The sequence below is a fragment of the Arthrobacter sp. PAMC25284 genome, from assembly GCF_019443425.1.
GTDB lineage: Bacteria > Actinomycetota > Actinomycetes > Actinomycetales > Micrococcaceae > Arthrobacter > Arthrobacter oryzae_A.
On sequence record NZ_CP080382.1, the window covers coordinates 1,542,632 to 1,562,097 of the forward strand.

Consider the following 19,466-nt stretch of genomic DNA (forward strand, 5'->3'; position numbering starts at 1 on the left):
CCGGCTAGAGGTCGCGGATTGTCCGGAGCGCCGCGGCCGTGAGCACCTGGATGCCCAGGCCCAGGGCCCGCTCATCCACGATGTAATCGCCACGGTGAAGGTCGTACTCTTCGCCGCCCGGCGTCTTGGTGCCCAGGCGCATCATGGCGCCGGGAACGTCCGCCAGGAACCAGGCGAAGTCTTCGCCGCCCATGGACTGTGGTGTCAGGACGACGGCCCCCTCACCGATCTCGGCACGCGCCGCGGCCTCGATCAGGGCCGTTTCGTGCTCGGAGTTCACCACGGGCGGCACGCCGCGGGTGTGTTCCAGATGGACGTCGACTCCGTACGGCGCCGCGACCTGCCGGACCACATCGTCCAGCAGTTCGCCGGCGCCGTGCCAGGCGTCGCGGTCCAGGCACCGCATGGTGCCGGCCATGTAACCGGTGCCGGGGATGGCGTTCGGGGCGGAACCGGCGGAGATCTGTCCCCAGACGACGGAGACGCCGCTGCGGACATCGACCCGGCGGGAGAGCACGGCCGGGACATTCACCGCGATCTGGGCCAGTGCAAACACCAGATCCTCGGTCAGGTGCGGGCGGGACGTGTGGCCGCCGCGGCCGGAGAGTTCAATCTTGATAGTGTCCGAGGCCGAAGTGATGGCACCGATCCGGGTGCCGATTTTGCCGATCTCGATCCGCGGATCACAGTGCAGCGCCAGGATGCGCGGCACCCCCTCCAGCACGCCCTGTTCAATGCAGGCGTGCGCGCCGCCGGGCATGGTTTCCTCGGCGGGCTGGAAGATGATCCGGACCGATCCGCCCAGCGGCGATTGCTCGTGCATCCGCTGCAGGATCAAAGCGATCCCCAGCATCGTGGTGGTGTGGACATCATGCCCGCAGGCGTGCGTTACACCGTGGTTTTTCGAGGCGAACGGCAGCCCGGTGTCCTCGATGATCGGCAGGGCGTCGATGTCGCCGCGCAAGGCGGTCGCGATAGGGCCCTTCGCCGATATCGACGCTGAGTCCAGTGCCTTCGAGCCGGCGGGGCGCGAGCCCGGCCGCTTCGAGCCGCTGCGCAAGCTTCTCCGTGGTCCGGAACTCCTTGAAGGACAACTCCGGGTGCGCGTGGAGGTCGCGGCGGAACGCGATCAGCTCCGGCAGGAGGGGCTCCAGCCATGGCCCCACCAGTGTGGTGGGCTCAGCTTCAGTAGTGTAGTTGCGCACGGAACAACTCTATCGAGGGTGCACCGATTAAAGGCATCGGCTACAGCGGGTTACGGATTCCCTGCGGCGCGGAGCCTCCGCAGCGTCAGCCACGGCGGCAGAACCGCTAGAGAACGTCGGCGTCGCCCCTGGCCTTGAGGGCATCCACAGCCTGTTTGACCCGCTGCGAATGCGCCTTCGTGGTGACCAGGAGGGCATCGGGAGTGTCGACAATAACGACGTCCTTGATCCCAATCAGGGCGATCACCCGCTTGGTATCGGAAACGACAACGCCGCTGGCGTTCTCGGTGAAGACGCGGGCACCCTCGCCGAGGACCGTGACGTCGTCGACTTCCCGGGCGCTGTTGAGCCGGCCGACGGAGGCGAAGTCTCCGACGTCGTCCCAGCCGAAGATGCCCGGCACGACGGCGACGTCCCCGGCCGCCGCGGCGGGTTCGGCGACGGCATAGTCGATGGCGATCTTGGGCAGCGTGGGCCATATCCGGTCCTTGACCTCGTCCCGTTGCGGAGTGTCCCAGGCCCGGGCGATTTCCTGCAGCCCGGCGAAAAGCACTGGCTGGTTGGCTTCGAGGTGCTTGAGCATCAGCGCGACGGGCGCCACGAACATCCCGGCGTTCCAGACGTATTCGCCGCTGTCCACGTACTGCTGGGCAACGTCCTCGCTGGGCTTCTCCACGAACTCCACAACGGACTGCGCGCTCGGCGCACCGGGGATGTTAAGGGTGGCGCCGGAACGGATATAACCGAACCCGGTGGAAGGGTGGGTTGGTTTGATGCCGATGGTGACGATTTTTCCGGCGGCCGCGGTGTGGATGGCCTCACGGACGGCGTCCTGGAACAGATCTTCCGGGCTGATCACCTGGTCCGCGGCGAAGGAGCCCATGATGGTGTCCGGATCCCGCTCGTGCAGGATGGCCGCGGCCAGGCCAATTGCCGCTCCGGAGTCCTTCGGCTCGCTCTCCAGCACCAGATCGGAATCCTTGATCTCGGGCAGTTGGCTGCAGACCGCCGCGCGGTGCGCAACGCCGGTGACGACCAGCATGTGCGTTCCCGCGAGGGGATGCAGGCGGTCATAGGTGGCGCGCAACAGCGTACTGCCGGACCCCGTGAGGTCATGGAGGAACTTGGGGGCTGCTGCCCGTGACAGCGGCCAGAGCCGGGTCCCCACACCGCCCGCTGGAATGACCGCGATGAAGCGGTCCAGCGGTGAATCCTGGTTTGTCACTTTGTCTGTAGTCATCACCGCCACTTTAGCTGACGCCGGTGACTCCGCAGGGTAAAGCACCCCGCCGCACCCACGGGGCCGTCCGCGAATGTGTCCTTCGTCTCACTTTGGCGCAAAACCGCGCCGGAGGACGTCCCCGGCGGAGCGCCAAATTGAATATGCTGTGAGCGGAGCCTAGATTTAGGCTTGAGCTTACGAGTGCTCTCGCAGCAGGCGTTTCCCCCGCGTGGTCCCATGCCAGCGCCGCTGTGTCGCAGGGAGGTTTATTCAGTGCCGACAAAACCAGCTGGCACCTTGTACCGCGGCCGTGAAGGCATGTGGTCCTGGGTTGGACACCGCATTACCGGTGTAGTGATTTTTTTCTTCTTGTTGGTCCATGTGCTGGACACCTCATTGGTGCGTGTCTCTCCGGAGGCGTACAACGCCGTGATCGGTTCCTACAAGAACCCCCTGATGGCCCTGGGTGAAACGGGCCTTGTTGCCGCGATCGTATTTCACGCCTTCAACGGCCTGCGGATCATCGCCGTCGACTTCTGGAAAAAGGGCGCGAAGTACCAGCGCCAGATGCTCTGGGCGGTCCTGGCTCTCTGGGTCGTCGTGATGGTGGGCTTCTCCATTCGCCACCTTTCCCTCGCCTTTGGAGGTCACTAAACCATGACTGCTTCTCAGATCCAGTCCCCGCGCTCTGGAAAGATCCAGCCGCAGTACCGCCGCAGCGGTTCGTCCAGGGGCAACTTCGAAATGCTGGCATGGCTGTTCATGCGGCTCTCGGGCGTCGTCCTGGTTGTCCTGATTTTCGGCCACCTGTTCGTCAACCTCCTGGTCGGCGAGGGCATCAAGGCCATCGACTTCGGCTTCGTGGCCGGTAAGTGGGCCGATCCGTTCTGGCAGATCTGGGACCTTGCCATGCTGTGGCTCGCCATGCTGCACGGGACTAACGGCGTCCGTACCATCATCAATGACTACGCGGAGAAAGACTCCACCCGTCTGGCGCTGAAGGTCGTGCTCTACGCGGCAACCACGGTCATCATCGTCCTGGGCACCCTTGTGATCTTCACGTTTGATCCGTGCCCGGTCGTGAACGGCGTCCAGTTGCCCGGCGGCTTCTGCCCCGCGTCCTGACGGGCGCCACCGCCGCGGACCGCTGCCTCGGCAGCAGTTGACGGTCCGCCGCGGCCCTGCTCCCTTTGCCCGCTGCGGGCCGGGAACAATCACGAGACTTCACCGCACCGGCTCCGCCGGCGGTGTTAGACAGAGAATTTTGAGAGAAAGAGCGTCTGGTATGCAGGTCCATAAGTACGACGTCGTCATCGTCGGTGCCGGTGGCGCCGGGATGCGCGCGGCGATCGAATCCGGTCAACGCGCCCGAACAGCAGTACTGACCAAGCTTTACCCCACCCGCTCCCACACCGGCGCGGCCCAGGGCGGCATGTGCGCGGCACTGGCCAACGTCGAAGAAGACAACTGGGAGTGGCACACCTTCGACACGATCAAGGGCGGCGACTACCTGGTGGACCAGGACGCGGCCGAGGTCATGGCGAAGGAAGCGATCGACGCCGTCCTGGACCTGGAAAAGATGGGCCTGCCGTTCAACCGCACGCCCGAGGGCCGCATCGATCAGCGCCGCTTTGGCGGGCACACCCGCGACCATGGCAAGGCTCCCGTCCGCCGCGCCTGCTACGCCGCCGACCGCACCGGCCACATGATCCTGCAGACGCTCTACCAGAACTGCGTGAAGCACAACGTGGAGTTCTACAACGAGTACTACGTCCTGGACCTGCTGACGGTCGAGGAAGAGGCCCTCCGTGAGGACGGCACGTCGTACATCCAGAAGCGCGTTGCCGGTGTTGTGTCCTATGACCTCGCTTCCGGCGAACTGCACGTCTTCCAGGCCAAGTCCGTGATTTTTGCCTCCGGCGGTGCCGGCAAGGTCTTCAAAACCACTTCCAACGCCCACACCCTCACCGGTGACGGCATGGGCATCGCGTTCCGCCGCGGCATCCCGCTGGAAGACATGGAGTTCTTCCAGTTCCACCCGACAGGCCTCGCCGGCTTGGGCATCCTGCTCTCCGAGGCCGCCCGCGGCGAGGGCGCGATCCTGCGCAACTCCGAGGGTGAGCGCTTTATGGAGCGCTACGCCCCCACCATCAAGGACCTCGCCCCGCGCGATATCGTGGCCCGTTCCATGGCCAACGAAGTCCGCGAGGGACGCGGTTGCGGCCCGAACAAGGACTATGTCCTCCTGGACCTGACGCACCTTGAACCGGCCCACATCGACGCGAAACTCCCGGATATCACCGAATTCGCCCGCACCTACCTGGGGGTGGAACCGTACACCGAGCCGGTGCCGGTTTTCCCGACGGCGCACTACGCCATGGGCGGCATCCCCACCAACATCACCACCGAGGTCCTGCAGGACAACAACACCGTGGTCCCTGGCCTCTATGCCGCCGGCGAGGTGGCGTGCGTGTCAGTGCACGGCTCCAACCGGCTCGGCACCAACTCGCTGCTGGACATCAATGTCTTCGGCAAGCGGGCCGGCATCGCCGCGGCCGAGTACGCCAAGACGGCGGACTTCGTGGAACTCCCGGAAGATCCGGAGGCCTATACGCTGAACCTGCTCGAGCACGTCCGGACGTCGGCCGGGACCGAGAAGGTCGCCGCGATCCGCAAGGAACTCCAGGACACCATGGATGCGAACATGCAGGTGTTCCGGACCGCGGACACCCTGAACCAGGTCCTGAAGGACATCGAGTCCTTCGAGGAGCGGTACCAGCGGATCAGCGTCCAGGACAAGGGCAAGCGGTTCAACCTGGACCTGCTCGAGGCCGTGGAACTTGGCTTCCTGCTGGAACTGGCGAAAGTCATGACCGTCGCGGCGCTCTACCGTGAGGAATCCCGTGGCGGGCACTTCCGCGAGGACTTCCCGGACCGTAACGACGAGAAGTTCATGAAGCACTCCATGGTGTACAAGGCAGACAGCGCACCGGCCGCCGGCGCATCGGAAACTGCCGAACTCGCACCCGGCATCCGGATCGGCAGCAAACCGGTTGTCTTTACCCGTTACGAGCCGATGGTGAGGAAGTACTAGAAATGACCGCTGAACTCGCTGAACCAGCCTCCAAGATTGAACTCCCCGCGCACATCGGCGGCGGCGGCGAAATCCCCACGTTCGACGTCACCCTCCGGGTGCGCCGGTACAACCCCGAGGTTTCCGACGACGCCACCTGGGAAGATTTCCAGGTCACCATGTACGGGACCGACCGGGTGCTCGATGCCCTGCACAAGATCAAGTGGGAAACCGACGGCAGCCTGTCGTTCCGCCGCTCCTGCGCCCACGGCGTGTGCGGTTCCGACGCGATGCGCATCAACGGCCGCAACCGGCTGGCCTGCAAGACCCTGCTGAAGGACCTGGACACGACCAAGCCCATCACGGTCGAGCCCATCAAGGGCCTGCCGGTGGAAAAAGACCTGATTGTGGACATGGAGCCGTTCTTCCAGTCCTTCCGTGAGGTTATGCCGTTCCTGATCAACAAGGGCCATGAGCCCACGAAGGAACGTCTCCAGTCGGCGGAGGAACGTGAACGCTTCGACGACACCACCAAGTGCATCCTGTGCGCCGCGTGCACCTCCTCCTGCCCGGTGTTCTGGACCGATGGCCAGTACTTCGGCCCGGCCGCCATCGTGAACGCGCACCGCTTCATCTTCGATTCCCGGGATGACGCCGGCGACATGCGCCTGGAGATCCTCAACGACAAGGAAGGCGTGTGGCGCTGCCGCACCACCTTCAACTGCACCGAGGCATGCCCCCGCGGCATCCAGGTCACGCAGGCGATCGCCGAGGTTAAGCAGGCCATCCTGTCCCGCAAGATCTAGCGGCCGCTCTTACGCGACAGTCGACGACGGCGCCATTTCCCACCAGGGACCCCACAACACTGGGTCCCCCTGCCCAAGCTTGTGCGAGGGTAGGACTGTGGGGGATGGCGCCGTCGCCGTATCCGCACCACTGATCCCTCCGGCGAAAGGCCCGCAGTGACCCGCTCCGAAAAAGTCTCGTTCCACGGATCCACCGGAGAGCTGCTCTCCGGCATCGTCGACGTGCCCGCGGGGCCCGGTGAAAGGCTGGGGCCTCTTTTCCCACGGCTTCACCCTCGGCAAAGACAGCCCCGCAGCCTCGCGCATGTGCAAAGCGCTGGCGGACAGCGGCGTGGGCATGCTCCGCTTCGATAACCTGGGCCTCGGCGAGTCCGGCGGCATGTGGGCGGAGGGATCCTTCAGCCACAAGGTCGCCGACACCGTCGCCGCGGCCGAGTTCATGCGCGCCTCCGGCCGCGAGGTTTCCCTGCTCGTGGGCCACTCCTTCGGCGGTTCAGCCGTGTTGTCGGCGGCCAGCCAAATTCCGGGAATCGACGCCGTCGCGACCGTCGGCGCACCGTTTTCACCGAATCATGTGGCGCATGTCTTTGACGCCGCCCTGGAGACGATCCGCCGCGACGGCAGCGCCGAAGTGGACCTCGGCGGCAAGGTCGTGGAGATCCGCCGGCACTTCGTGGAGGATCTGCGCGCAGCGGACCTCACCGACTGCATCAGGCGCCTGCACATGCCCCTGCTGGTGCTGCACTCCCCCACCGACAACACGGTAGGGATTGAGAATGCCAGCAGCATCTTCCAGACGGCACGGCACCCGCGCAGCTTTGTCTCGCTCGAGGGCAGCGACCACCTGCTGACGGGCAAGGGCCAGGCCGCACGCGCCGCGAAGATTATTTCGGCGTGGGCCGACCAGTACCTCGACGCCGGAGCATAGCACCCGGGGACCGCGGGTGCTCCACCGGGGTCTTACCAGGCTGGACCTGACGGGCGCCCCAGCCGGTGGTGGTCGCCGTCCCCGGGGTCTTCAGATCCGCTTCCCGGAGAACGGACCACGAGGCGGCGAAAAGGTAGACCTGGCTGACGAGGTTGAACCAGATCAACAAGCCGATGATAATGGCGAACGGCGCCAGGATGGGATTGCGCCCGGCCCCGGCAAGCAGCTCAGTGCTGAACACCTGCAGCACTGTGGTGCCGATCCCGGCCAGGATGGTACCTTGCAGCAGCGCCTGGCGGCCGAGCTGCAATCCGCCGGCGAGCCGGAACAGGATCACCGCCGTCACCCAGTTAAGCAGTAAGGGGACGGCGATCTTGATCAGCCCGGCGATCGGCCCGGCCACCCGAGGATCCAGTTGAAGCAAGTCCATGAGCCACCCGGCGGCTGTGCCGAAGACCAGCGAGGCGCCCGAGCTGATGACCAGCGCCAGGCCCCAGCAGCAGCAGCGTGCCGACATCAAAGAGTTTGCTCAACACCGGATTGCGCTTGAGCGGGGCGAGCATGGCTACGCCGCGAAAGCCCTGCCGGATGCCGTTGATCCAGCCTAGCGACGTCACCACCGTCACGACGGCGGCTATCGCCGCCGTCAGACCAAGCCCGCCGGGATCCAGCAGTTCCTGCGGGTCCACAAGCCCGTCGTTGCCATTGACCTTCAGCAGTCCCGGAGCAGCTACCGCGACGCTGTTGACCAGGCGGTCCAGCAGTTCCGGCTGGCCGCGCAGCGCAAGGCCGGCCACGGAGAACCCGGTCGTCAGCAACCCGGTGATGGAGAAGAACATGGTGAAGCCAATGCCGGCGCTCATCAGGGGTCCGCGTTCGAGGTTGTAGTGCTGGAACGCGCGCATCGGGCGGAGGGCATTGAGCCGGGCCAGCAGCCACTGCACCATAGGCATCAGCGCAGCCACGCCGCCGCTGGCGCGCCGGGCTTTGCCCCACTCGACGCGTTTGCGGATCACCTCAAGCTTGAGCTTCGCCAGCTCTGTCGGGAGCGGCGGCTCAGCGGGCCCCTGTTGCCCCGTCCGGGCCTCGGTCGTCGTCCGGTTCGGTCCCAAAATTAAGCTCTTCCCGTAGCTGCCAGATGCCGTTGTCGTCGTGCTCGTAAAGTCCCATGCTAACCACCGGAAACGTTGCCCGGTAATTTTTGAGCGCCGCTTCGGCTTCGTCGAGGCTTTCCGGTGCCACGTCGTGGGCGACGGTTACATGCGGATGATAAGCGAACGGCAGGTCCCGTTCCAGCGGACCGGTCTGGAGTTCCCGGTGCAGGCTGACGCAGTCGCCGAATCCGTCTTTGACATTCACGTACACAACCGGGGACACCGGCCGGAAGGTCCCGGTGCCTGCGATGGTCACCGTGAACGGATCCTGCTTCCGGGCGACCGCCCGGACGTGGGACAGCGTCGCATCCCAGTCCTGGGTCATTGTTGTGGTGATCAGCGTGATGTGCGCGGGAATGACGCCGGCCATCGGGTCGCCGAAGGATGCCCGCCAACGCCCCAGCTCCTCGGCAATGTCCGGCGGGAAACCCAGGATCACGCCGATGCTGACGCCTTCGCGGGGTCCGTGCCCATTCGACGTGGCGTCTTTCGCGATGACTTTGCTGACGGGGGACATTGACCTAGCGGACTCCGGCCAAGCTGAGCGACGGCAGGAAGCCCATGCGCTCGTAGACCCGGGCCAGCGTAACCGAAGCAATTTCCCGTGCACGCTCCGCGCCCTGGGCCAGCAGCCTGTCCAGCTCTGCGGGATCGGCCATCAGCTCGTTCGTGCGGTTCCGCAGCGGCGTGACAAAGTCAACCATCACTGCGGCCAGATCCGTTTTCAAGTGGCCGTACATTTTGCCTTGGTACTCGGCTTCCAGCTCTGCCACGGTTTTGCCCGTCAGCGTTGAATAGATCGTCAGCAGGTTGGAGATGCCCGGCTTTTCCTCCCGGTCAAAACGGATGTCCGTCCCGGCATCGGTCACGGCGGACTTGATGCGTTTGGCAGCGAGCTTGGGGTCTTCGAGCAGCTGGATGGATCCGTTGGGAGATTCACCCGTCTTGGACATCTTGGCGGCGGGGTTCTGGAGGTCGTAGATTTTTGCGCTGGTCTTGAGGATGGTCGCCTCGGGCACCGTGAAGGTCTCCCCGTAGCGCGTGTTGAAGCGCTGCGCCAGGTTGCGGGTCAGCTCAAGGTGCTGGCGCTGGTCCTCGCCCACCGGCACCAGGTCCGTCTGGTACAGGAGGATGTCAGCGGCCATCAGCGTCGGATACGCGAACAGGCCGAGTGTCGCGGCGTCCGCCCCGGACTTCTGCGTCTTGTCCTTGAACTGCGTCATGCGGGATGCTTCGCCGAAACCCGTGATGCAGTTCAGCGCCCAGGCCAGCTGCGCATGCTCAGGAACATGCGACTGCACGAAGAAGATGGACTTGTCGGGATCGATTCCGGCCGCAATGTACTGGGCCGCCACCACCCGGGTGCGTTTGGCCAATTCGGCAGGTTCGAAGTCAACTGTGATGGCGTGCAGATCCGGAATGAAAAACACGGCGTCGTATTGGGACTGCATGTCCACCCAGTTGCGCACCGCGCCGATGTAGTTGCCCAGGTGCAGGGAATCCGCCGTGGGCTTCGCGCCGGAAAGAATGCGCTTCTTTGTGGCAGCAGCGGTTGAGCTAGTCATGTTGATAAAACCTTCGGGCTCAGAGCCGGTAGTCCACTACCAGCGGGGCATGGTCGGAGAAGCGGGTGTCCCAGGACGGGGCGCGGTCGACGACGGCGGACACCGCCGCCGCGGCCAGGGCCGGCGTGGCCATCTGGTAATCGATGCGCCAGCCTGTGTCGTTGTCGAAGGCCTGGCCGCGCTGCGACCACCAGGTGTAGGGGCCATCGACCGGGCCGGAGAGTTCCCGGTGGACGTCTTTCCAGCCGATCTCCTCGCCGAAGAAGCGGTCGAAGTAGGCCCGTTCCTCGGGCAGGAATCCGGCCTTTTTGACGTTGCCTTTCCAGTTCCGGATGTCCAGTTCGGTGTGCCCGACGTTCAGGTCGCCCACCACGAGGGCGTGGTCGCTGTGTTTGGACAGTTCGGGCAAACGGCTGATCATCACGTCGAGGAACCGGAACTTGTCATCCTGCTTCGGGGTTCCCGCCTCGCCGGAGTGCACGTAGGCGCTGACAACGGTCAGCTGGGAGGCTTGGCCGGCGGCATCGTGGACGGTGTAATCGGCTTCCACCCAGCGACCGGCCGTGGCGAAGTAGTCGTCGCCGATGCCAACCCGGGTGGCAAGGGGCTCGGCGCGGGAGGCGATGGCAACACCGGCGCGGCCCTTGGCTTCTGCTTCGGCGTGCAGGATGAACCAGCCCTCTCCGATGAGCGCCTCAACAATCTCATCCGGTGCGCGGACTTCCTGCAGGCAGAGGATGTCCACGTCGCGGGGCTCCAGCCATTCCGCCATACCCTTCCGGTAGGCGGCACGGAGGCCATTGACGTTGACTGATGCGATGCGAAGGTGGTCCTTCTTCAATGCCGAGATCACCCGATCCACTCTAGTCGATGATGGTTCCGCGGACGGGCTCGCCGGAGCCGCCGCCGGGCTTGATCATGTCCCTGGCGTTCGTGGCGGTGATCTCTATGGTCTCCAGGGGCCCGTCGGATCGTTTCCTGGTCCGCGGCGTCGCCCTTGGCACGTTCCTGCTCCACAACGCGGATCTGCACCTGGACGATCTTGAAGGAGTGATCGAGCTTCATGTCGCGGACACCGTCGGCTTCGTGGGGTCCGTTGACGAGGCGGGTGGAGCCGTGGTCGGCGCTGCCCGACGACGGTGCACGGCCGGCTGCGGCGTTGAAGGCGTTCTGCGCCTCGTTGAGTTTGGCGCCTGCCTTCCTGGCCGCCTTCCGGATGCTGAAGACCACGAAGGATGCCAGGACGAGCCAGAAGCCGGCGATGATCGCCACCACCCAGCCGACGACGTCGTTCTGGTTTGCTGCGAAGATCACCGCGACCAGGAACGCGATGATCAGCACCATCAGTCCGGGTCCGCTGATGCGGAGCACGGAAAAGCGGGACCGCGGCGTGGACGCGGACGGATCTGACGATGACGCGGGGTTGCCCAGAGATTGCATGTGCTTATTATCGCAAATGTGCCGGGGCCGGAATCGCGCTTCCACCCCGGGCGAACGGGACGGCATTAACACGGCAGGGCGCCGGCTCCCGAAGGAACCGGCGCCCTGCCACGGCGTTACCCGGGCGGCGCCTAGCCGATACCGGCCTGGCGTTCCGCGGACTCCACCACGTTGGCCAGCAGCATGGCGCGGGTCATCGGCCCCACACCGCCAGGGTTCGGGGACAGCCAGGCGGCGACACCGGCGGCTGCGGGGTCCACGTCCCCGGTGACCACGGCCTTGCCGTTGCCGTCGTCCACCCGGCTGACGCCGACGTCGAGCACAATTGCTCCCGGCTTCAGGTCTTCCGCCTTGATCATGTGCGGCTGGCCGGCGGCGGCGATGACGACGTCGGCCTGCCGGAGTTCGGCGGACAGGTCCACGGTGCCGGTGTGGGCCAGGACCACCGTGGCGTTGACGTCCTTGCGGGTCAGCAGGAGGCCGACGGGACGGCCAATAGTGACCCCACGCCCCACCACGAGCACGCGTTTGCCGTTGAGCTTGATTCCGTGCCGGGCCAGCAGCTCCACACAGCCCTTGGGTGTGCAGGGCAGCGGCGAGTTCATGGGTTTGCCGACATTCGCGACGAGCCGGCCGAGGTTCATCGGGTGCAGGCCATCGGCGTCTTTCTCCGGATCCATGGCCTCCAGGATGACGTCCTGATCAATGTGCTTCGGCAACGGCAACTGCACGATGTAGCCGGTGCATTCCGGGTTGTCGTTCAGTTCGCGGATCACAGCCAGGAGATCGTCCTGGCTGGTGTCCTCGGGCAGGTCGCGGCGGATCGAAGTGATGCCCACTTCGGCGCAGTCCTTGTGCTTTCCGCCGACATACCACGTACTGCCGGGGTCGGACCCCACGAGCACGGTGCCCAGGCCCGGGGTGATGCCCCGGGCCCTGGAGCGCGGCAACGCGTTCGGTCAGTTCGGCCTTGATGGCAGCGGCGGTAGCCCTACCGTCAAGAATTTGTGCGGTTGCTACAGAGGTCATGGACTACCACTGCTCGTGCTGCGGGTACAGCGGGAAATCGTCGGCGAGCCGGTCCACGCGGGACTGCAGCGCCTCAACGTCGGCCGCGGAACCGGCCTTCAGTGCGGTGGCGATGATGTCGGCAACCTCGGTGAACTCCTCGGCGCCGAAGCCGCGAGTGGCCAGGGCCGGGGTGCCGATGCGCAGGCCTGAGGTGACCATCGGCGGGCGCGGGTCGAACGGGACGGCGTTGCGGTTGACGGTGATCCCGACGGAGTGCAGCAGATCCTCGGCCTGCTGGCCGTCCAGCTGGGAATGACGCAGGTCCACGAGCACGAGGTGCACGTCGGTGCCGCCGGTCAGCACAGACACACCGGCCTCGGCAACGTCGGCCTGGCCGAGGCGCTCGGCGATGATCTTGGCGCCTTCCAGGACGCGTTCCTGGCGTTCTTTGAATTCCGCGGTGCCGGCGATCTTGAAGGCCACGGCCTTCGCAGCGATGACGTGCATCAGCGGGCCGCCCTGCTGGCCCGGGAAGACGGCGGAGTTGAGCTTCTTGGCCCACTCCTGCTTGGCCAGGATGACACCGGACCGCGGACCGGCGAGGGTCTTGTGCACGGTGGAGGTCACGACGTCGGAGTGCGGCACCGGGCTCGGGTGCAGTCCGCCGGCGACGAGGCCGGCGAAGTGCGCCATGTCGGTCCAGAGCAGCGCGCCGACTTCGTCGGCGATCGAACGGAAGGCGGCGAAATCAAGGTGCCGCGGGTAGGCGGACCAGCCGGCGATGATGACCTGCGGCTTCTCGGCGATGGCCTGTTCGCGCAGCTTGTCCATGTCGATCCGGAAGTTGTCTTCCTCAACCTGGTAGGCGGCAACCTCGTAGAGCTTGCCGGAGAAGTTGAGCTTCATGCCGTGGGTCAGGTGTCCGCCGTGGGCCAGCGAGAGGCCCATGATCTTGTCCCCGGGGGTGATCATGGCGTGCAGCGCGGCGGCGTTGGCCTGGGCGCCGGAGTGCGGCTGGACGTTGGCGTATTCGGCGTCGAAGAGGTCCTTGACCCGGTCGAGGGCCAGTTGCTCGGCGACGTCGACGTATTCGCAGCCGCCGTAGTAGCGGCGGCCCGGGTAACCCTCGGCGTATTTGTTGGTCAGGACGGAACCCTGGGCTTCCATCACCGCGCGCGGGGCGAAGTTCTCGGAGGCGATCATTTCCAGGGTGCCGCGCTGGCGGCCCAGTTCCTGGGCTAGCACGGCGGCGATTTCGGGGTCAAGCTCGGCGAGTGGCTGGTTGCTCACGGCGGTTGAGGTGGCGGTGGTGGTAGTCACGAGGAACTCCTGGCTAGGCAACGGGAACTGCTATAGGTCAGGCTACCGGCTGGCCCTGCTGCGCTGCCCCTTGGTTACGGGCCCGCACGGCATCGGCTGGGCGCCCGTGGGGACCCCCAGCAACAGGCCTGCAGCCCTCAGGCTGCCAACCGGTAAGACATGACCCTCGGCCCAGGCGTACGATCCGTGGTCTTCGTGAGTGCCGCTCCCTGATGGTTAGCCATCCAACGCCAGTTGCGACCCGTTAAGACTACCAAAACCCGCGGAGGGCCTGACCTCCGACGCGGGTAGGCTGTTCTTCGTGATTGACGAGAACCTGACTTCTTCCCACATCCTGACTCTTTCCTGCCCTGACCGGCCGGGAATCGTGCACGCCGTTGCCGGCGCCCTGCTCGTGGCCGGTTGCAATATTACGGATTCACAGCAGTACGGCAGCCAGAGCACCGGCACGTTTTTTATGCGGGTGGAAGCGACGACGGCGGTCCCGGCTGCCGAACTGCACGCGGCCCTCGAGCCCGTCGCGCAGGCTTTCGGGATGCAGTGGAACCTGAACCCGGCCGGCCGGAAGGTCCGCACCCTGCTGATGGCGAGCACTTCAGCCCACTGCCTCAATGACCTGCTGTTCCTGCAGCGCTCCGGCACCCTGCCGATTGACATCCCGGCCATTGTGTCCAATCACCGGGATCTGGCGGGCCTGGCCGAGTTCTACGGCATCCCGTTCCACTACATCCCTGTCACCCAGGACACTAAAGTGCAGGCCGAGGACGAGCTCCGCGCGCTGATGGCCGAGCACGACGTCGAACTCACGGTGCTGGCCCGCTACATGCAGATCCTTTCCGACGAACTCTGCAGCGACCTCACGGGCCAGGCCATCAACATTCACCATTCCTTCCTGCCCTCCTTCAAGGGCGCCAGGCCATATCACCAGGCGCACGCCCGGGGCGTGAAACTCATTGGGGCCACGGCGCACTACGTCACGGCGGCCCTGGACGAGGGTCCGATCATCGAGCAGGAAGTCATCCGGGTCGATCACCGGCGCACGGCCGAGCAGTTCGTCCAGATGGGCCGCGACGTCGAGGGCCGCACCCTGGCCCAGGCCGTGCAGTGGCATGCCGAGCACCGCGTGCTGCTGGACGGCAACCGGACCGTGGTCTTTAACTAGGCCGCCGGACCGCTGCTGCTGGGCCGATATTGCCGGGGCCAAGACGCTGGGCGTTGCCAGCGGACGACCGGCACCCTTAACTGGACCTATGGCAACATTCCGGGACGCGCGCCTGACCGGCTTCGTCGCGTTACTCAAGGCTGAGGGCCGCCGCGCCGTCCTGGGCCTCGATTGCGGGCGGGGCGCTGACGGACTGGCGTTTGTCCAGGCAGGCATCCATTTCACCGGAGTTGATTCCTCGGAGGAGAATGTCCAGGCAGCCCGCGCCCGCGGCCTCGAGGCCTCGGTCGCGCAGGCAAGCAGCCTGCCGTTCGCGTCCGCGGCGTTCCCGGCAGTGTGGGCGGTCGATGCACTGGCTGGGCTGCCGCCGGCCGAGTGCGTCGGCGTCATCGCCGAGTTGGGGCGCGTTGCCGGCCCTGGCTCCCCGATCGCCGTCGTCCTTGCGGAATCCCGGTCCCAGGATCCCCACGGCGTGGCGGGGGTCCTGCACGACCACGCAACCGAACGTTTCACGGTGCTGCGCTCCCCCGGCCCTGACGGTCCCGCCTAGCGCGGAGCATTTCCGGCGCGGTCCCGCCTAGCGCGGAGCATTTCCGGCGCGGAGCCGACGCGCGCGGAGCCGACGGGCACGATGTGACCGGCGGCAGGTCGTCCCCCGGTCACCGTGTCCTAGGCTGGGGGCATGGCTCCTCTCTACGCTTTCGCCGGCGACACCCCGGCTGTCCATGACTCCGTTTTTGTCGCACCGACGGCATCGCTTATCGGCAAGGCCAGCCTGGCCGAGAACTCCAGCGCTTTCTACGGTGTCTGCGTCCGCGCGGACACCGCTGCCATCACCGTGGGCGCCGGCACGAACCTGCAGGACAACGTTGTGCTGCATGCCGACCCCGGCTTCCCCTGTTCCGTCGGGGCCCGGGTCAGCGTCGGCCACGGCGCCGTGGTGCATGGCTGCACGGTCGAGGACGACTGTCTGATCGGCATGAGCGCCACCATCCTCAACGGCGCCGTGATCGGCGCCGGCTCGCTGGTGGCGGCCGGGGCGGTGGTGCTCGAAGGCACCGTGGTACCGCCCCGCTCGCTCGTCGCCGGGGTGCCGGCCAAGGTCCGCCGGGAACTGAGCGACGAGGAGTTCGCCGGCATCCAGCACAACGCGGCACACTACCGGGACCTGGCCCAGGCGCACCGGGAAATGCACGGCAGCTAGGACTCGCTTCCGCTCCCGCAGCGCGCAAAAACCCTGGCGACACCCGAATTCGGGTGTCGCCAGGGTTTTGCGCGTCGCCGGCCCTATTGCGCGTCAGTCGAACGAAATCGGGCCCAGCTCTTCGAGCAGCTCCCCCGGTCCGGGGTTCGCGGCGTGGGAGTGGCCGCCGAGATGGTTCACGACGCCCCACACAGCGTTCAGCCCGGTCGTGACGGCGCCCTCGGCCCAGCCGGCGGTGAAGGAGACGTCGTCCCCGGCCAGGAAGATCCCGCGCTGGTTTTCCGGCAGATGATCCTGTTTGAAGTGGGTGAACAGGCGCTGCTGGTAACGGTAATGCCCGGGCAGGTTGGCCTTGAAGGCCCCCATGAAGTTGGGGTCCGCTTCCCACGAGACGGTAATCGGCTGGCCGACGATGTGGCTGGCGATGTCAACCCCCGGGTATATCTGCCCGAGCGAGTGCAGCATCAGTTCCACCCGCTCCTCGGCGGTCAGGGCCAGCCACTTCAGCGCGTCGTCGTTCCAGGTGTAGGACAGCAGGATGACCGCGGGCTGGTCGGGCCCGTTGTCCAGCAGGTAGGTGGCGCGGTTCAGCCGGTCCGTCAGGGTCATGGACATCACCTCGCGGCCTGTCGCGGGATCGATGTCCTTCCAGAACGGCCGGTCCACCATCACAAACGTCTTGGAGGACTGCATGTAGTGGGAGCGTTCGATTGCGGTCCACAGCTCCGCGGGAAACAGCGCTTCTTCCGCGTGGATGCGGGTGGAGAGCAGCCAGGACTGGCAGGTGGTGACGACGGCCGGGAAAGCTGCTTCGCGCCCCCAGCGTTCCCGGACGCGGAAGTCCCCGCCGCCGTCCCGGGCGATCCGGTCCACGGCGCCGCGCGGCGCGCCGGCGTGCAGTGATGCCAGCGAGGTGCCGCCCGGCCAATGCGCCATGCCCGACGGCGCGTGCTGCCACAGCGCCTCGGGCAGCCGCTGCGCGCCGCCGGTAATCAGACGGTGCTGGTCATCGGCGTCGGTGTAGACAACGCGCAGGATTTCCAGGATGGAGTTGGGGAAATCGGTATCCCAGCCGCCGGTGCCGAACCCGACCTGGCCGAACGCCTCGCGGTGGGCGAAGCCGGCCTTCTTGAAGGAGTCGCTGGCGGCGATGAAGCCGTAGAACGTCTGTTCGTCCAGGTGCGGGAGAAGTGCGTTCCAGAGTTGCTTGATCCGGGCGGTGTCCCGGGCCCTGATGGCGGCCTGCATCTCGGCGAACTGTGCGCCGTCGTTAACGGCCGCTTTCCACGCCTCGGCCACTTCCAGGAAGAACGGCGGAAGGTCGGCGGCGGTGGCGGCGTAGTACTTCTCCCCCGCCAACTCGATCACGGTGCTCGAGGTCGCCGCGGCGAGCGGGTTCGGGAATTCCTCGGTGCTCAGCCCCAGCAGGTCCACATAGTGGTAGAACGCCTTGCCGGAGACCGGGAACCGCATCCCGCCGAGGTCGGCGACCACCCCGGGCGCAGACCGGAAGGTGGCCGTCCGGAGGCGTCCGCCGATCTGGTCGGCCTCATAGATGACCGGACGAAGGCCCAGCTTCATCAGCTCATAGGCGGTGACGAGCCCGGAGAGCCCTCCTCCGACGACGGCGACTTCGGTCCCGTACAGTTCCGGCGGAACAGCGCCAAGGCCGTCCGGATGCGCCAGGAAGTGGTCATAGCTGAACGGGAAGTCCGGGTTGAGCATAGTGATGGGCGCCTCGGCTGCCGCGCCGGCCCCGGGGGTGGCGTCTGCTGACGGTTTCGGGGCGGGAAGTTCGGTGGCGGTGGTCATGAGATCTCTGCCTTTGTCGGTTCGGGTGCGGCGGTGGCGCCAGGTGCTGTGCTTCGTGATGCTTCACGGTATTCCGCATCGCTCAGCGCAGCCACCCTGGAATGCCGGCGGCCGTAGCCGAGGTAGGCTGCCAGCCCGACAACCATCCAGATTCCAAAAACCGCCCAGGTCTCGGCGCCCAGATTGGCCATCAGGTAAGCACACATGAGTGCACCGAGGATGGGGGTGAGCGGAAACAGCGGGACACGGAAGCTGCGCGGCAGCTCCGGGCGGGTGCGGCGGAGGTGGATGACGGCCACGTTGACCAGGGCGAAAGCGAACAGGGTGCCGATGCTGGTGGCGTCGGCGAGCGCACCGAGCGGGACCAGCCCGGCAGTCAGGGCAACGACGGAACCGACAATCAGGGTTCCTGCCACCGGGGTGCCGGTCCGGGCCGAGACGCGGCCGAATATCTTGGGGATCATCCCGTCCCGTGCCATGGACAGCAGGATGCGGGTCTGACCGTACAGGACGGTCAGCACAATGCTGGCGATGGCCAGGACCGCACCGACGGCGAAGACCACGCCAACCCAGGGCTGCCCGGTGGTTTCCTCGAGGATCTTCACGAGCGCCGCTTCGGTGCCGTCAAACCAGCCCCACGGCCGGGCGCCGATGGCGGCGACGGCCACGAGGACATAAATGCTGGTGACGATCAGCATCGAGAGCAGGATGGCTCGCGGCAGGTCACGCTTGGGGTTGCGGGCTTCTTCGCCGGCAGTGGACGCGGCGTCAAACCCGATGTAGGAAAAGAAAACCCGGGATGCGGCGGCGGAGACGCCGGCGGCGCCCATCGGCAGAAGTGGTTCGAAGTGCGCACCGTTGAACGCTGTAAAGGCCACGGCACAGAAGAACACCAGGATACCGACCTTGATAACGACAATCGCGGTGTTCACCCAGGCGCTCTCCCTGGCCCCACGGACCAGAAGCACCATGGCAAGCACCACAATCGCGATGGCTGGAGCGTTCAGCATCCCACCCGCCCCGGGGGGCTGGGACATGGCGTCCGGCAGGGCCAGGCCGAAGACGGACAGGGCTTCATTTACGTATTGCCCGGATCCGACAGCGACAGCGGCGACAGAGACGGCATATTCCAGGACGAGGCACCAGCCGCAGATCCAGGCCATGCCCTCGCCCATCGTGGCGTACGTGTAGGAATAACTCGACCCGGCGGCGGGCACCAGTCCGGCCATTTCCGCGTAGGAGACTGCCGAGAGCAGTGCCGCGAGTCCGGCGATGGCGAAAGCAATCCAGATGGCCGGCCCGGCGAGGGGTACCGAATCGCCCAGGATAACCAGGATGCCGGTACCAAGCGTGGCGCCGACGCTGATCATGGTCAGCTGGAGCACGCCGAAACTGCGGATCAGGCCTGTCCCGCCGTGTCCGCTCTCGGCCTCGCTGACCAGTTGCCCGATCGGCTTGCGGCGCAGCAGCTGGGCCGCCAGGCCCGGACGGGCTGCGGCGGCGGGCGGCCGTTCCCCGGCAAGAGTTGGCACAGTCATCGTTGACGTCCTTATCGTTCAATGGT

General features: G+C 66.0%; 14 protein-coding genes and 5 pseudogenes. 8 read left to right on the forward strand and 11 right to left on the reverse strand.

What is annotated here, in order from left to right:
* Nucleotides 1-4 precede the first annotated feature (4 nt).
* Both KY499_RS07160 and KY499_RS07165 read right to left on the reverse strand, forming a co-directional pair.
* Nucleotides 5-1,205 (reverse strand): annotated as a pseudogene (locus KY499_RS07160) (amidohydrolase).
* A 106-nt stretch (nt 1,206-1,311) separates the two neighbouring features.
* On the reverse strand, nt 1,312-2,445 hold the full coding sequence (locus KY499_RS07165; protein WP_123254296.1) for a mannose-1-phosphate guanylyltransferase: 1,134 nt from the start codon (nt 2,443-2,445) through the stop codon (nt 1,312-1,314).
* A 300-nt stretch (nt 2,446-2,745) separates the two neighbouring features.
* On the opposite strand from KY499_RS07165, the gene sdhC reads away from it, so the two are divergent.
* The 5 genes and pseudogenes from sdhC to KY499_RS07190 all read left to right on the forward strand — a co-directional run bounded on the left by sdhC (nt 2,746) and on the right by KY499_RS07190 (nt 7,234).
* Nucleotides 2,746-3,081 carry a succinate dehydrogenase, cytochrome b556 subunit gene (sdhC, locus tag KY499_RS07170; protein WP_308813104.1) on the forward strand — a complete coding sequence of 112 codons (336 nt, stop codon included), beginning with the start codon at nt 2,746-2,748 and terminating at the stop codon, nt 3,079-3,081.
* A 3-nt stretch (nt 3,082-3,084) separates the two neighbouring features.
* A complete protein-coding gene (locus KY499_RS07175) occupies nt 3,085-3,552 on the forward strand; it encodes a succinate dehydrogenase hydrophobic membrane anchor subunit (RefSeq protein WP_123254294.1) in 468 nt (155 codons plus the stop codon).
* Between the two features lie 160 nt (nt 3,553-3,712).
* On the forward strand, nt 3,713-5,521 hold the full coding sequence (gene sdhA / locus KY499_RS07180) for a succinate dehydrogenase flavoprotein subunit (RefSeq protein WP_123254293.1): 1,809 nt from the start codon (nt 3,713-3,715) through the stop codon (nt 5,519-5,521).
* Nucleotides 5,522-5,523: 2 nt separating this feature from the next.
* On the forward strand, nt 5,524-6,306 hold the full coding sequence (locus tag KY499_RS07185; protein ID WP_123254292.1) for a succinate dehydrogenase iron-sulfur subunit: 783 nt from the start codon (nt 5,524-5,526) through the stop codon (nt 6,304-6,306).
* Between the two features lie 156 nt (nt 6,307-6,462).
* Nucleotides 6,463-7,234: pseudogene (locus tag KY499_RS07190) on the forward strand (alpha/beta hydrolase family protein).
* Here KY499_RS07190 and KY499_RS07195 read toward each other — a convergent pair.
* The 7 genes and pseudogenes from KY499_RS07195 to glyA form a co-directional block, all read right to left on the reverse strand.
* Nucleotides 7,191-8,187 (reverse strand): annotated as a pseudogene (locus KY499_RS07195) (YihY/virulence factor BrkB family protein). The pseudogenes KY499_RS07190 and KY499_RS07195 overlap by 44 nt on opposite strands.
* A gap of 103 nt (nt 8,188-8,290) precedes the next feature.
* Nucleotides 8,291-8,905 (reverse strand): 2'-5' RNA ligase family protein, encoded by a 615-nt coding sequence (locus KY499_RS07200; protein WP_219886639.1) that lies wholly within the window; start codon nt 8,903-8,905, stop codon nt 8,291-8,293.
* A 4-nt stretch (nt 8,906-8,909) separates the two neighbouring features.
* Nucleotides 8,910-9,953, reverse strand: a complete 1,044-nt coding sequence (trpS, locus tag KY499_RS07205) for a tryptophan--tRNA ligase (protein ID WP_123254289.1) — start codon at nt 9,951-9,953, stop codon at nt 8,910-8,912.
* A 19-nt stretch (nt 9,954-9,972) separates the two neighbouring features.
* On the reverse strand, nt 9,973-10,806 hold the full coding sequence (locus KY499_RS07210; RefSeq protein ID WP_123254372.1) for an exodeoxyribonuclease III: 834 nt from the start codon (nt 10,804-10,806) through the stop codon (nt 9,973-9,975).
* A gap of 10 nt (nt 10,807-10,816) precedes the next feature.
* Nucleotides 10,817-11,393: pseudogene (locus tag KY499_RS07215) on the reverse strand (hypothetical protein).
* 131 nt (nt 11,394-11,524) lie between these two features.
* Nucleotides 11,525-12,422 (reverse strand): annotated as a pseudogene (locus tag KY499_RS07220) (bifunctional methylenetetrahydrofolate dehydrogenase/methenyltetrahydrofolate cyclohydrolase).
* 3 nt (nt 12,423-12,425) lie between these two features.
* Entirely contained in the window at nt 12,426-13,724 is a 1,299-nt protein-coding gene (gene glyA / locus KY499_RS07225) for a serine hydroxymethyltransferase (RefSeq protein ID WP_308813084.1), read from the reverse strand.
* Between the two features lie 301 nt (nt 13,725-14,025).
* Here glyA and purU point away from each other — a divergent pair, with 301 nt between their 5' ends.
* From purU to KY499_RS07240, 3 genes are all read left to right on the forward strand, one after another.
* A complete protein-coding gene (purU, locus tag KY499_RS07230) occupies nt 14,026-14,886 on the forward strand; it encodes a formyltetrahydrofolate deformylase (protein WP_123254285.1) in 861 nt (286 codons plus the stop codon).
* Between the two features lie 88 nt (nt 14,887-14,974).
* Nucleotides 14,975-15,436: a bifunctional 2-polyprenyl-6-hydroxyphenol methylase/3-demethylubiquinol 3-O-methyltransferase UbiG gene (locus KY499_RS07235; RefSeq protein WP_219886640.1), complete on the forward strand. Its 462-nt coding sequence runs from the start codon at nt 14,975-14,977 to the stop codon at nt 15,434-15,436.
* A gap of 132 nt (nt 15,437-15,568) precedes the next feature.
* Entirely contained in the window at nt 15,569-16,090 is a 522-nt protein-coding gene (locus tag KY499_RS07240) for a gamma carbonic anhydrase family protein (protein ID WP_219886641.1), read from the forward strand.
* Between the two features lie 93 nt (nt 16,091-16,183).
* Here the strand turns inward: KY499_RS07240 and KY499_RS07245 are convergent, their stop codons facing one another.
* Nucleotides 16,184-17,902, reverse strand: a complete 1,719-nt coding sequence (locus KY499_RS07245; RefSeq protein ID WP_219886642.1) for an NAD(P)/FAD-dependent oxidoreductase — start codon at nt 17,900-17,902, stop codon at nt 16,184-16,186.
* Complete coding sequence (locus KY499_RS07250) at nt 17,899-19,440, reverse strand: amino acid permease (protein ID WP_219886643.1); 1,542 nt, start codon at nt 19,438-19,440, stop codon at nt 17,899-17,901. The genes KY499_RS07245 and KY499_RS07250 overlap by 4 nt, the downstream gene beginning before the upstream one ends.
* Between the last annotated feature and the right edge of the window lie 26 nt (nt 19,441-19,466).

Excerpts from the sequence above, each read along its gene's own strand:
- KY499_RS07165 (WP_123254296.1), bottom strand. The coding sequence starts at position 2,445 with ATGACTACAGACAAAGTGACAAACCAGGATTCACCGCTGGACCGCTTC.
- sdhC (WP_308813104.1), top strand. The coding sequence starts at position 2,746 with ATGTGGTCCTGGGTTGGACACCGCATTACCGGTGTAGTGATTTTTTTC.
- KY499_RS07175 (WP_123254294.1), top strand. The coding sequence starts at position 3,085 with ATGACTGCTTCTCAGATCCAGTCCCCGCGCTCTGGAAAGATCCAGCCG.
- sdhA (WP_123254293.1), top strand. The coding sequence starts at position 3,713 with ATGCAGGTCCATAAGTACGACGTCGTCATCGTCGGTGCCGGTGGCGCC.
- KY499_RS07185 (WP_123254292.1), top strand. The coding sequence starts at position 5,524 with ATGACCGCTGAACTCGCTGAACCAGCCTCCAAGATTGAACTCCCCGCG.
- KY499_RS07200 (WP_219886639.1), bottom strand. The coding sequence starts at position 8,905 with ATGTCCCCCGTCAGCAAAGTCATCGCGAAAGACGCCACGTCGAATGGG.
- trpS (WP_123254289.1), bottom strand. The coding sequence starts at position 9,953 with ATGACTAGCTCAACCGCTGCTGCCACAAAGAAGCGCATTCTTTCCGGC.
- KY499_RS07235 (WP_219886640.1), top strand. The coding sequence starts at position 14,975 with ATGGCAACATTCCGGGACGCGCGCCTGACCGGCTTCGTCGCGTTACTC.
- KY499_RS07240 (WP_219886641.1), top strand. The coding sequence starts at position 15,569 with ATGGCTCCTCTCTACGCTTTCGCCGGCGACACCCCGGCTGTCCATGAC.
- KY499_RS07245 (WP_219886642.1), bottom strand. The coding sequence starts at position 17,902 with ATGACCACCGCCACCGAACTTCCCGCCCCGAAACCGTCAGCAGACGCC.
- KY499_RS07250 (WP_219886643.1), bottom strand. The coding sequence starts at position 19,440 with ATGACTGTGCCAACTCTTGCCGGGGAACGGCCGCCCGCCGCCGCAGCC.